Origin of the sequence: Symmachiella macrocystis (genome assembly GCF_007860075.1) — a bacterium.
GTDB classification, from domain to species: domain Bacteria; phylum Planctomycetota; class Planctomycetia; order Planctomycetales; family Planctomycetaceae; genus Symmachiella; species Symmachiella macrocystis.
Window position 1 is genome coordinate 69,307 of record NZ_SJPP01000001.1, and the last position, 13,340, is coordinate 82,646.

The window sequence follows — 13,340 nt, forward strand, 5'->3', positions numbered from 1 at the left end:
GGATTTGGTCGAAAATGAATTCCAACCGACAACCTGGAAAGCGTTTCAGTTGACGGCCATCGAAGGCTGGACCAGCGAGGCTGCAGCCCAAGAATTGGGGATGAAACCCAACTCGGTGCGTAAAGCCAAGTCGCGCGTCATGCATCGACTGCGGACAAAGTTCGAGGGAATACCATGCGATACCTCGTTTGAATCCGCAATCGGGTGATTTCGCTCCCTGCTTTATTTTGCCCATCTCCAGGAACCTCGGCTGCACACGACTCGGCCGGTGGATGTGTGGGTAATCGAGTGGCCTCAATGTCGTTCTGTTTTTATGGTTTTCTGGGCAAATGAAGAGAAAGTCTCTGCTGGCGACTTAATCAATTGCGCAAAGTTTGCCGATAACGTAAAAAGTAACGACCACATAGCGGAGGTACGCCGTTATGAGACACGGCGCCGGGTGCCGTTCGCGCAGCCGGATTCTCTCACGTCTGTTTTGAGATCTCCTATCAAAACCGCGATGCTCATCGCGACTCACCCGTTGTGTGAATTGAATCTCCGATGCGGACTCTGTTCCTAATCTTACTCATCCTTCCGCAGGTGGCTTGGGCTCAGCCTCCGACGACCGGTCCGCAGCTTCGGCCTAGTGAGGTAGCGTTTTCCGTCTCCACATCCCCACCGAGCGCACAGCCGTATGGGATACCGCCGGGATGCGGTCCCGCCGTGTGTGCTGCTCCGGACGATGAAGGAACGATCACGTTTTCCTCTGCGGTGTTGTTTTGGAAAGTCACCGAAGGCAGCGCGGAAAACTGGGCGCAAGAAATCACGCCACTTGGCATTGGGACGACCTTTGGAACCGCCACGCTGGTCGATGCGCCGTTTGAATGGAAAGCCGGAATTCGTATCGGTGCGGCCTACCAGCCTCCTGACAGCGAATTTGACCTGTCGGTTTCCTACACACACTTTGGGACCAATGCAACCAATCAAGCCACGGGCGAAGTCTACTCTGCTTTTTTGGGGAACTTCTACGTCGGCAATCCGGATGGAACCTCGTTCGGTCCTTACTACAGTAACGCTTCGGTCGACTGGGACTTTCAGTTTGATTCGATCGACCTCGAACTGGGGCGAGAATTTGCGATCAGCGACTCACTGTCGTTGCGACCATTCCTCGGTTTGAAGTCGGCCATGATCGATCAGTCGATCCATTCCAACTGGAGCAATCCGATCAACACGTCTTCGCAGACGTACCTCTTCACCGCTGCTGAAGAAGACTTGAAACAGGACTTCTGGGGAATCGGCCCTTCACTGGGCGTGAATGCCGTGATTCCGATTGTACGCGAAACGGACTATTCACTACGCATTTTCGCCAGCCCGTCTGCCGCGCTCATGTATGGACGCTGGACATTCAAAGACCAATACCGCAACAACGGGCCGACGTCGACCGCACATCCCACGCCGGCAGTAGTCGACATCAATACGGATCCTATTACGGGAGCCGCGACAATGGCACGAGGGGTGTTGGGGCTGGAGTGGGTCCAATACGGTTCTGAAATCACCACCAGCCTGCGACTGGGATATGAAGCGCAAATTTGGCTGAATCAAATGCAATTTTATTCCTACAACATGGGTCGCCTCAACAACTTGATGTCGTTACATGGCGGCGTCTTCGAGTTGTCCCTTAACTTTTAGGACAAACGACACTGATGGTCCGTCACGCGACATTTCTGATCGTGATCCTCGCCTGTTGCACGGCGCGCGCCGACGGAGTAGCTCCGTTCGCCGACGCTTTGCTGTGGCGCGCCTCGGAAGAGACCTCTTCCGTGTGGGCCAGTGCCGTCTCGGGGAGTGACAGCCCCACGGCCGGCCCGACGACCACCTTCTCGCCCACCGAAATCGATTTTGATTGGAACGCAGGCCTCCGCACTGGTTTGGAGTTTCAAACAGACGACTCCGCATGGAGCGCTAAGCTGTATTGGACGCATTTCGTCACCTCCGACCGTGCTGCGTTCACCTCGGAGGACCAACTCGTCATTCCGGAATTCTTCAGCGGTTTTGCCAGCGGAGACGCGTATCTGTTTACCAATGCCGCCATCGATTGGGAATTAGCGTTCAATACGTTCGACTTTGAGGTCGGCCACGAATTGCAGCTCAGTGACTCGCTACGACTTTATCCCACCTTGGGCGTGAGAGGCGCTGTGATTCGGCAAACGATTCGCAGCCAGTGGTCCGATCCTTTTCTGTTCTTAGCAGCCACTGAAGATGTCGACCACGACTTTCGCGGCATCGGACCCAGTTTTGGCATGGAGGGGCGTTGGGATGTGCCGCGTTGCCAGAACTTGCGGGTCATCGGGTCGTTTTCCGCCGCCTTTATGTACGGCGTCTGGAACGTCCACGACACCTATCAACGGACCGATCCCCAACCCGAGCTGAATTCGTACCGAGCATTCACGACCGACTTATCGGATTCCAAATTGGGGACGCTGATGCTGCGTTATTTTCTGGGCTGCGAATGGGCTTGGCAGGGCAACGTCGATATCACCGCCCGTGCGGGGTATGAGTTGCAATGGTGGGCTAACCAGCAACGACTCACCACGTTTCAACAACTTCCTATGCACGGCGATCTGACATTACAAGGTCTCACATGCGGTATTGCTGTCTCATTCTAATTCTCGGTTGCCTCATGCCGACAACGGTTGCTCGCGCGGAGGAACACCTCTTCGCTGAGATGCTGTATTGGCATGCGACCGAACCGGTCGACTGGGTGCTGAATACCAATCGAGATCCCTCGAATCAGTACGTCGACTACGAAACGCTGACCTATGACTGGACACCTGGACTACGGGTCGGTGGCGGCATCGAAGGGGAGTGGGACACCAAGGTCTACTATACGCATTTTCATGTCGACACCTCGGATAGTGCGTCAGGCCATTTAACGGGTGCTTTTTTGGGGGCGAAACAAGCCCAACCCCCCGCTCCACAGCTGTATTTTGAAACGGGACAAATCAAATCGTCAATCCGCTACAGCATGTTCGACTGGGATATCGGCAAACGGTTCACGCCTGTCGATTCGCTCACCATCCGGCCCGTTACCGGCCTGCGCGGTGGCTGGATTGATCAATCCTTTCAGTCCGCCCTGCAAGCCGAATATGGGGGACCGGGATCGACTACCCAGGAACATCTTGTCGAGAACATCGAAAACAATTTCTGGGGCATCGGTCCCAAGGTTGGCGTGGAAACAATGCTCACTCTTTGGCAAGAGGACGACATCCAAATCCAGGGCATTGCCAATTTCTACGCCGCCTATTTGTTAGGGCATTGGAATATCAGTGACGTGACCTCGATCACGACCACCACAAACGGCGTTGCTGCCCAGTCGACAAAAATCATTGACGTTCCCAGTCGCGACTTCGGCGCCGTCGCCTTCCAGGCCATCGTCGGCATTACGCTGAACTACCGTCGCTGCTCAGCCACGGTCGGCTATGAGCTCAACGACTGGCTGAATCAATGCCAGATCTTCGACGACGCCACCGGCCCCCACAACAACGACCTGCTCCTCCAAGGCCTCACCGTCCAAGCAAGCTATCGCTTTTGATACGACGACGAATAGGCTCAAGGAATTTTCCATCCCATGAATCCCATGACAAAGCGGCAAAATGACCGCACGCTCAGGGATTTTCCAGCATGCCCGAGTGCAGATTACTTGGATGGACTCTTTGGGGGGTAGAAAAAAAATGTCGATGAGTGTTTCCATCGGCATATCCGTAGGCGTATACTGCGTTGTGACCAGCGGGCTGAAAGGCTTGAAATCCCGGTACTTTCCGTGTCACCAGGACTGATAGCCTAAGTCGCGAAAACCAGTGTGCCGGTAACGGTACCGGGGTTCGTAACCATTTTCCTCCGCTATGTCATTTGCTCACCAAGCCCCTGAAATCTATTTTCAAGGGGCTTCATGTTTGAACAGATGTCATCATTCACTTTGCATAATCCAGTTTCAAATCCCGGTTACGCTTGTTCCAGAAACTCACGGTTCAGCGTCAGAGGGTTTGGAAACGACTTGTAGTTACAGAAGGTCAATACACCATGCACGAAAACACCACGCTCAACCCGCCAATGCTGCGTAAAACAGAGTCAAAATCGAGTTCTTGGCTGCTGAGATGGGCCGTTGTCTGTGCTGTGGCGGTCTCGACCGCGACGACGGTGTTGGCAGAGCACAATAGCAACAAAGGGTTGGGCGGCATCAAAGTCGGTCAGTTTCTGAATGACGAACGCCGCTTCTACAATACAGAAAATGGTTTGCCATCTGACGCGGTTGACAGCGTTGCCGTCACAACAGACGGAACAGTGTTAGCCGCTACCGACAAAGGACTAGCGCGATTGTTGGGGAACGATTTCCATCCCCTCTCCGATGCCGCACAGGCCGTGACACGCGTCGCGCCTTGGGGGGACGGAGCCGTATTTCAAATGGGTGGTTCCATCATGCAATACGATAAAGATGGCCGCATCTCGAAGTTGTTGTCGCTGCCGGCGGATTGGGATGAGGGGGACGAACTGTTGTGGTTGGGTGGACGCAAAAGCCTGTTACTGGGGACCACACAGGGCCTATTCTACGCCGACGGACAGACAGTGCGACCGTTTGAAAAATTCGCCAACTTGGCGTCCCCTGACACGGCGGTCTATGCGACTTCAGTCAGCACGGACGGCGACTTGGCGGTCGGAACATCAACCGGTTTGTACGAGCGCAACCAGCAAGGGGAGTGGAACAAACTTCTACCAGCGGCCGGAAATTATAGTTGGGCGCCAATCGAAGTTCGCGGCGTTGCTTATGACGAGAAAAACCAATTGTGGTTTGCCTGCCCACAAGGCGCCGGTGTGCGGAGCGATGGAAAATGGCAACTCTTTACCGGAGTTGAAGGACTTCCCTACGACGATTTCACAGCGTTAGCGGTAGGCAATTCTGGAGCTTGGTTCGGTACCAAGATTGGTGCGATTCGTTACCTGGACGGCGTATGGTCCTACCGCCAAGGAAAGCGTTGGGTGCCTTCCGATGACATTCACGACGTCGCGGTCGCTCCCAATGGAGACGCGTGGTTCGCTACAGCGGGCGGCGTCGGACGCATTCGTCGGGTCGAAACCTCGTTGGCGGACAAAGCGAAGTTTTTTGAAGAAGAAATCGATAAATACCACCGCCGCACGCCTTATGAATTCGTGTTGTCGGTCGGAGTGGACAAACCGGGTGACAAATCCAAAGTCACGCAACGCGACAGCGACAACGACGGTCTGTGGACGTCGATGTACGGGGCGGCTGAGTGCTTTGCTTACGCGGCAACGAAGGATCCTAAAGCAAAAGAGCGCGCCAACAAAGCCATGTTGGCAATGAAATTCCTGAGCGACATCACCCAAGGGGGCGAGCACCCTGCCCCGCACGGTTTTCCCGCGCGGACTGTGCTGCCGATCGACGGCCGCAATCCCAACGACCACGACAACCGTGAGAACGACCTCCGCAAACAAAAAGAAGATCCACTCTGGAAAGTCCTCGTGCCCCGTTGGCCGGTGAGCGCCGATGGCAAGTGGTACTGGAAAACCGATATTAGCTCCGACGAATTGGATGGCCACTACTTCCTGTATGGCCTGTATTATGACCTCGTCGCTGAAACCGATGAAGAAAAGGCAATGGTCCAGGAAGTAACGGCCCGTGTGACTGACCATCTGATCGCTCACGATTTCCAAATGGTCGACCATGATGGAAAACCGACGCGATGGGGACGCTTCACTCCCGACGAATTGAATCGCGATCTTGATTTTTCCACCGGCCTGCGAGGCATGAACTCCTTGAGTGTGCTGTCATATCTCAAGGTGGCCGCGCACGTCACGGGCGATGAGAAGTACCAAGCAGCCTATATGAAATTGATTGATGACGAGCAGTATGCCGCCAACGCGCTGGTCGCCAAACGCCAAATGGGCATCGGCACCGGCAACCAATCGGACGACGAAATGGCCTTCATGGCGTACTACGGACTGATCAATTACGAAGACGATCCCAATTTACGGATGCACTACCTGATTTCGATGATGCCGTATTGGAAGCTGGTCGAAGCAGAACGGAATCCGCTCTTCAACTATATCTTCGCATCCTGCTGGGACACCATCGAGACCGGGGATTACCAACGAAAAACGCCGCAATCCTGCCTGGAAGATGCGCTGTTTACCTTAAAACGCTACCCACTCGACCGCTTCCGCTGGGGATACAAAAACAGCCATCGCAAAGATATTCAATTCATCGAGGGCGGCTGGTTTGAATATTGGTGGAAAAATCCCAAAGGCTACTTGCGGACCGGCGTAACCTTACCCATTGACGAACATTTTGTCGAACACTGGAACAAGGACGTCTGGAACTTGGATGCGGGCGGCAACGGGACAAGCTTGGCCGACGGCACGTCATTTTTGTTGCCGTATCACATGGGACGGTATTACGGGTTTATTGTTGAGGAATAACGACTGCGATTAAGAATATAAAACGATATTCCTCGCTGCGGTAGATGGCGACAAACGATGGCTCGACAAATAGACATCGACAAGAACGGTCAACGACAGGTTTTGGATTTCTCGGAACTCTCGTTCAAATGGGGAAAAGGAATCCGTATGACCGTGAGTGATGCTAAAGGCGGTTGTTTGGGAAGCTATTGCTTGACGTGTCATCCAGCGATTCAGCATTTCGAGGAGTACGAAAGCAAGGAGTTCGATGAGTTGGTTTCTATTGCCACGGATCGCTACGTCGAAGGAGAATATGACGATGGTCTTATTACGTGGAATAGCCAAGCCTTGACCGTATTTGTGACGTTAAATCGTTGAATCCCAAAATGGCGGCATGTCAATTCGTCGACCTGCATCACAACACGCTGTAGACCAATACCTGCACGGAAATCGCCAGTGCGGCCCAGATTTTGAGGTTTGCTGCCCAGCCACCGCTGCCGTCGGGAGGCCTGGTGGCTTCTCGTGGCAGGGTGAGGATCCAGATCAATAAGGCCACTTGCAAGGCAACAAACAGCACGCGCACTGCTGGGAGAGGAATCTGTAGTAGCGCTTCGCGAAGAAAATCGCCGATGTGGTGTAGCGGTGTCATCGGTTTAATCCTTCTTCTCGGCGGCGCGGAGATGTCGTTGATAGACTAGGCCGGCGATTTTCTCGTCCGGTTCTGGCTTGGTGCACAGGCTGACGATGATGATCACCGTTAGCGAGACCAAAAACGCCCACACCGAAAAGTACAAAAACGGATCTGCGATTTGAAATAGCGGTTCGATTCCCAGCGCGGTGTAGACGGCTTCCTGGTTTAAGGTGAACAACGTAACGGAAAAGACGACACCGGACACAAAACCAACGAATGCACCAATGCCGGTGGCCCGGCGCCATAACACACCACACAACAAAATTGCCAATGCCGGTCCTTGGAAAAACGCCATCAGCGTTTGGAAGATCGTATAAATTCCAGACCCCTCCATGAAGCTAACCGCCGTGGCAAATCCAATCGCCCAGAGGAGCAGCACGATGGTTGCTACGCGCCCCACGCTCAACACGTGTTCATCGCTGATGTCGGGCTTGTAAAACCGCATATAAAAATCGTTGGTGATGATTGTGGCAGCAGAGTTGAGGTAGGAATCGACGCTCGACATCAGTGCCGCTAAAAACGCAGCCAGGAACAATCCCCGCAGCCCGCTAGGCAGTAAATGGGCCACCAGCGTCGGGAACGCTGTATCGGCGTCTTTGAGTTCGGGAAACTTGGCAAAGGCGATCACGCCCGGCACAGCAATGATGATCGGAATCAGGTTTTTCAGCAGCGCGCCGGAGACATAAGACGCCTTGGCTTGGAATTCGCTTTTTGCGCCCAACGACCGCTGCACGATGGCTTGATTGCCGAACCAGTATGCGGGCGAAAGCACCATCGCCAGACCGATCAAAATGCCCGGCCAGGGGAAGGGGCTGCGGGTATCGACCGGAAGAATCAATTCCGTATGTTCGATATGATCGGGATCGGCATTCTTTAAGTGCTGCAACTCCCGCTCGTCGATTGGGTCCGCCGCTTCGAGCTCGGCAATCTGGTCCTGTCGCACTTGAGCTTCGTTCTCGCGAACGGCATCCCGCAGCGGACCTAAGCCGCCGAATTCGTTGATGCCCATCACCACCACCAACAGGCAGCCGCCGATCATCACCACGCATTGAATGGTGTCGGTATAGACCACCGCCGCCAATCCGCCGGCATAGGTATAAACGCCGACTAGGGCAGCGGTGAGAAGGATGTAGGCCAAGGTCTGATAGTCAGCGGGCAAAAACTCCAGCCCCAACATACCGTTCATCATCTTAGCTGAGGCGAACAACATGATTCCCAAGTTGCAGGCCATGAAGCCCAGCCAACAAAATGCCAATGCCGCGCGGACAGCGGCGTTGTAGCGGCGCTCCATGAATTCCGGAATCGTGTAGACACCCGATCGCCAAAAGAAGGGAATGAATACGAAGGCCCCAATCAGCATCGCGGGAATGCAGCCGATCCATTCGAAATTGCCGACCGCCATGCCGTAGGAATAAGCGGCGCCGCCGACACCGATTATATCCGTACCCCCAATATCCGAAGCGACCAGCGACATACCGATCACCCACCAGGGAAGGTTTCGCCCGGCAAGAAAATAGTCCTTGCCGGTATGAATCCCCCGCCCCAAGTACAAACCGAGCAACAACGTTCCGCCCAGGTAGGCGGCGAGTACAACAAAATCGAGTCCCGCAAGTTGTCCCGGCATGTGATTAGTTTCGTTGTTTGTGGTTCACTAAGAAAGAATTGCGCGCAGAGACGCAGAGAAAGAGAGAAGAAAGGGCAGGCCCCTCGTTTTCTGGTATAGCCACTGTACGAAATATTACCACGGCGCTTCGTTACGCATTCAATACAACTCTTCTTTTTCTTCGCGGCGTTGCGTCTTTGCGCGAGGCATTTTTTTCACGGTAGTCGCTCCAACACAGATGGCAACGCTAGTCGTCCGTGCGAAACGGTGATGCCGGCAGGCCGTCTTTATTAAATAGGTTTGGTTCTGCGACGTCGCTGAATCCGAAACGGACGGCTTGTGGCGTGGGTACCTCCGCACTTTTGACCACGACGGTATCTCCCTCGATCACCGCATCCGCATCGACGAATTCCCCGTCTTTCCCGGCGATTTGAAAATGCGTCAGTTTGTCTCCCTTGGCCATCAGTCCGCCGCCCAGGTGATCGAATGAAAGAATTGCTTTGTTCCCGTCAAACTTGACCGACTTAAACATCGGGCCGGAATAGACAATCTTCTCACCATACTCAATCACCCGCGCCGCTAATCCGAGGCGACGGCCGACCTCTTGTTTGTTCTTGGGGTGAATGTCCTCGACGTTACCGATGTCGGTCGTCACAACCATGCCTGTCTTCGGAACGGCCAAGGTGTTTCGCTGTGCTTCGCGCACGACCGGTGCTCCGCCTGCCGGCCAGGCTGCGATTTTCCGATAGTCCCAAGGAGCAATCTGCACGAACAGAAACGGGAATTCCCCCTGGCCAAATTCTTGGCGCCAACCTTTGATCATGCCGGAAAACAGTTTCGTATAATGTTCGGCCATCGGGACGTTTGATTCGCCCTGATACCAAATCGCCCCGCGAATCGGCAGCCCCGCAAGAGGTGCGATCATTCCGTTGTAGAGCACGCTGGGAGTGCTCATCACGTTTTTGGCGTGTTCATTGTCGCTGGTCAACTTCAGCTCGGAATCATGTTCAAAGGCCGAAGTCGGCGTCCAATACTCCGCCGGCGTCCCGCCCCAAGAACTGTTGATCAAGCCGATAGGCACGTCGACATGCTCCTGCAGATGCCGACCGAAAAAGTATCCGACGGCGGAGAAACCGGGGACCGTTTCCGGCGAACAGACGCCCCACGATCCCGACACGTCGCGCTGCGGGGTCTCCTGCTTGGACCGTTTGACAGTGAATAATCGCATGGTGGGATGATCGGCAGCGGCAATTTCTTTTTCCGCATCATTCGTGCGGGTGACCGGCCATTCCATATTTGATTGTCCGGAACAGATCCAAACATCGCCGAACAACACGTCATCGAATGCGAGGCTGTAGTCTTTGCCCTGAATCGTAATTGCCACCGGCTCCCGGCTCGCAGGCCGCGCGGGAAACTGAACACTCCACCGGCCATCGTCATCGGCCGTGGTTTCCTGCTGCGCCTCGCCCAAAGCGACGGTGACATGTTCTCCTTTGTCCGCCCACCCCCACAGCTTCACCGGTTTATCCCGCTGCAACACCATATGGTTGCCGAAAAACTGCGGCACGGTGACGTCCGCGTTTACGGCAGCTGGTGCGGTGAAAACGATCGCTAACAACAACAGACACAAACAGCGGCAACGATGAGTGGAGTGAGTCACAGGGGTTTCCTTTTTATGATGTCGTATGGCTGGACGAAATGGGGACGGGTGGATTGGATCAATTGTTCCACACCGTATTCTAACGCGACGGATTTGAGGTTGCGAAGGTAAACGGAAAATCCAGGTCCGTGGTCGCCCTCAGGGCAACCATGGCTCACTGGCGTAGTAAAATGGAAACACACGATTCACACTGTGAAAAAAGAATATCGATGTGGCCGACATCCACGCAACGGTGAAGCCGTGCGCCGCCAATTTATTCGCAATTCCACCGCGTGTCCCCCAGCGGTGCAGCGGCCGCGAAATTAACACTGCCGGTACTTGCAGCATAAAAAACAGGAATTGATATCCGTCGAACCGTGATGTGGCGATACCGAAACCCAATTCGTGGAAAACCCCACTGGCGAAGAAACAAAGCGTGATCCCCCATGCTGGTGAACCGTGGCGAACAACCGGACCAAACAGGTTATGCTCGAACCATGCGTGAACGCGGTTGTTGTACCGGCACCAAAATTCGGCAACGGTTTGCGCAACATAGGCTCGGTCAATCACCGGTCGGATGTCAAAGCCAGCCAGCCGTTCCAATCCATTGACCAGACGTGAGATGCCTTCGATCGTCAGCACGAAGATGGCCAACTTCAGGAGGTGATCCACCAGAAAGTAGGTTCGCACGATCGAAAACTGTGCAAAAAAGTCAACGAGCGCAAACCCCAATAAGATTACCACGGCGGCGCTCAAAACCTTGAGCCCCATCAGCCTCCACGATCCGCGGAAGGGGGTGCGATTCTCTCGGCGGCCGAAGATGACAAACAACACGGGAAACGGAATCAGGAATCGCGCGTATGCGGGGAAGCCAACAGCGCCTCGGCCGCGACGGCGAAACTGCCGCGCAACATCGAGCATTTTTAACATCAGCTCCGCGCAGAGAAACGTGACCGCAGCACGCAGGATCACGTGCTCCGCCGGAATCAACAGCGGACAAACAAACACCGCAAGCCCGGTGATCGTCGAAACCACCACCCTGCCCCGCAAACGCAAGACCGGCCACGCAGCCAGCGCGTAACCATACGCCGTGGTCACTGAGAATAAAAATGCGAAGAGTTCGTGCATGACGTGGTATTGGGCCTCGTTGGTTGTTCAATCCCATCTACACCTTCACACATCACCGCAACTCACTCAACTTCACCGTCAACCCATCAATTCGCTCGCCATCGATATTAATCACCTCATACATAACCGTCGGGTCTTCGAGCGTGGTGTCGAAGGTCACCAGGCCGAAGGATTGTTTGGCGTTGTAGGAAAAAATCGCGCCCGCTTTTTTCATCGTGGGGTGCACGTGTTGATTGGTCAGGCGGGAGGAGTTGAATTCGTAGAAGGGATACCCCCCTGCCCGTTCGATCTTCCAGGCATCGGAACGGTGGCGGTCCGCTGACATGAGGACCACGCCGGGGATGTTGTTGTCTTCAATCATGCGGAAGATCTTCTCGCGTTCCTCCTTGTAGCCGTTCCAGGTATCGAGGCTGTCACCCTTGGTGCGGAAGTCCCAGGGGACGGAGGAGCAGATCACCTTGAACTTGCCGTGGCATTTGAGCAGTTCCTCTTCGAACCATTTCAATTGCACCGGGCCGAGCATTGAGGGGTTGTCGATCTTGGCAGTGGTGCGGTAATAGCGACAGTCGAGCATGATGAAATCGATGTCGCCGATCGAGAATGCGTAGTAGCAGCCGGGCTGTTCTGGGCCGCCGCCGAAACCGGGATTGGGCCAGTTTTGCTTGTAAACCTTCCAGGCTTTGTCCCGTTTCCAAGCGGGCTTGTCGACTAACGGACCACCCCAGCAGTCGTTGGTGCCGAAATCGTGATCGTCCCAAATCGTAAACACCGCTGTACGGCCTGTCAGGCGACGATACTCCGGCCGCGATTGCCGCCGCTGATAGGTGTACTGCTGCATCTCGACCGATTCAGGGTCGTCGATGTAGGTATTGTCGCCCAACAGTAATAGCGCTAGTGGGTGGTAACTGGCGATCGTATCCCACATCCGTTCGTGCGGCGGGACGAAACCGGCGCCGCCACCGAAGGCCAACTTGAACTTGCTGGCCTCTCCCGGAGCGGGAAAGGTTTGGAATTGCGGCGAATCGTCGGTGAGTTCCGCTGGGTGGTTGCCGACTGTCACTTCATAAGAATAGACAGTATTCGCTTTGAGGCCATCGACGTTAACGACAGCCGTAAAATCATCGTCCGCTTTTGAGAGACTCCCGGCACTGTGCAACGGCGCCGCTTTATCCGCCTGTTCCCGCAACGTAACAATCACCTTGTCAGCCTCCGCGGTGCGAACCCAAAAGGCGGCTGAATGGTCGGTGACGTTTCCTACCAGCGGACCGTGCAACGGCACGCCGGCGAGGCTTTTTCGCAATACGTCAAAGAACGCATTCTCCTGCAACTCACTGATCAACGCGCGCGGCCCAGCCAACACGCGTCCCGGCGGCAGTCCCAAGACAACCGCTCTGCGTATTTCCGTGATCGCCTGTTCGGTCTTCTCTTGCTGGGCATAGAGCAGTCCCAACATGTAGTGCGATTCCGGATCGCCGGGATCGGCAATCAATAATTGCTGCAGCAACTCCTCCGCTTCATCAAGACGGTCCAACACAATCAGCCGCAGCGCAAACTGGTGGTTACGTTTGTACTGCCGCCCGCCACGTTTCAAAACCATCTGAGGATTCGGCCGCGACGCCCCACCCAACGGGTCATCCTCTTGGGCAAGGAGCGGAGTTGCGAGCATGGTGAGCAATAGCACAAAAGCAATACGCTGGATCATGAGTTGAATATCCTGAGTGTTTGTCGCGAAATAATTTATTCACAACGGAGGACACGGAGAAAGAAAAGAGGCTGAAGGCTTTAGACCGTAGTCTGTAGAAATAGCATTGGCAGTCCATCCCTAAAGC

10 protein-coding genes are annotated in these 13,340 nt (G+C 54.7%); 5 read left to right on the plus strand and 5 right to left on the minus strand.

Annotated elements, in window-relative coordinates:
- Positions 1–702 precede the first annotated feature (702 nt).
- The 5 genes from CA54_RS00305 (at position 703) to CA54_RS00325 (ending at position 6,828) form a co-directional block, all read left to right on the plus strand.
- A complete protein-coding gene (locus CA54_RS00305) occupies positions 703–1,668 on the plus strand; it encodes an Lpg1974 family pore-forming outer membrane protein (protein ID WP_146368891.1) in 966 nt (321 codons plus the stop codon).
- 14 nt (positions 1,669–1,682) lie between these two features.
- On the plus strand, positions 1,683–2,645 hold the full coding sequence (locus CA54_RS00310; protein WP_146368892.1) for an Lpg1974 family pore-forming outer membrane protein: 963 nt from the start codon (positions 1,683–1,685) through the stop codon (positions 2,643–2,645).
- Positions 2,646–2,659: 14 nt separating this feature from the next.
- Complete coding sequence (locus CA54_RS00315) at positions 2,660–3,571, plus strand: Lpg1974 family pore-forming outer membrane protein (RefSeq protein ID WP_146368893.1); 912 nt, start codon at positions 2,660–2,662, stop codon at positions 3,569–3,571.
- 488 nt (positions 3,572–4,059) lie between these two features.
- Positions 4,060–6,471 carry a hypothetical protein gene (locus tag CA54_RS00320; protein ID WP_146368894.1) on the plus strand — a complete coding sequence of 804 codons (2,412 nt, stop codon included), beginning with the start codon at positions 4,060–4,062 and terminating at the stop codon, positions 6,469–6,471.
- 57 nt (positions 6,472–6,528) lie between these two features.
- Positions 6,529–6,828, plus strand: a complete 300-nt coding sequence (locus CA54_RS00325; protein ID WP_146368895.1) for a hypothetical protein — start codon at positions 6,529–6,531, stop codon at positions 6,826–6,828.
- A gap of 37 nt (positions 6,829–6,865) precedes the next feature.
- Here the strand turns inward: CA54_RS00325 and CA54_RS00330 are convergent, their stop codons facing one another.
- The 5 genes from CA54_RS00330 to CA54_RS00350 all read right to left on the minus strand — a co-directional run bounded on the left by CA54_RS00330 (position 6,866) and on the right by CA54_RS00350 (position 13,213).
- Complete coding sequence (locus CA54_RS00330) at positions 6,866–7,099, minus strand: hypothetical protein (protein WP_146368896.1); 234 nt, start codon at positions 7,097–7,099, stop codon at positions 6,866–6,868.
- A 4-nt stretch (positions 7,100–7,103) separates the two neighbouring features.
- Positions 7,104–8,765 carry an SLC5 family protein gene (locus CA54_RS00335; RefSeq protein ID WP_146368897.1) on the minus strand — a complete coding sequence of 554 codons (1,662 nt, stop codon included), beginning with the start codon at positions 8,763–8,765 and terminating at the stop codon, positions 7,104–7,106.
- A gap of 226 nt (positions 8,766–8,991) precedes the next feature.
- Positions 8,992–10,404, minus strand: a complete 1,413-nt coding sequence (locus CA54_RS00340; RefSeq protein ID WP_146368898.1) for a sialate O-acetylesterase — start codon at positions 10,402–10,404, stop codon at positions 8,992–8,994.
- Between the two features lie 138 nt (positions 10,405–10,542).
- Entirely contained in the window at positions 10,543–11,511 is a 969-nt protein-coding gene (locus CA54_RS00345; RefSeq protein WP_146368899.1) for an acyl-CoA acyltransferase, read from the minus strand.
- A gap of 52 nt (positions 11,512–11,563) precedes the next feature.
- The gene (locus CA54_RS00350) at positions 11,564–13,213 is read right to left on the minus strand and encodes an alkaline phosphatase D family protein (protein WP_146368900.1); all 1,650 of its coding nucleotides are present in this window, start codon (positions 13,211–13,213) and stop codon (positions 11,564–11,566) included.
- Positions 13,214–13,340: the final 127 nt, after the last annotated feature.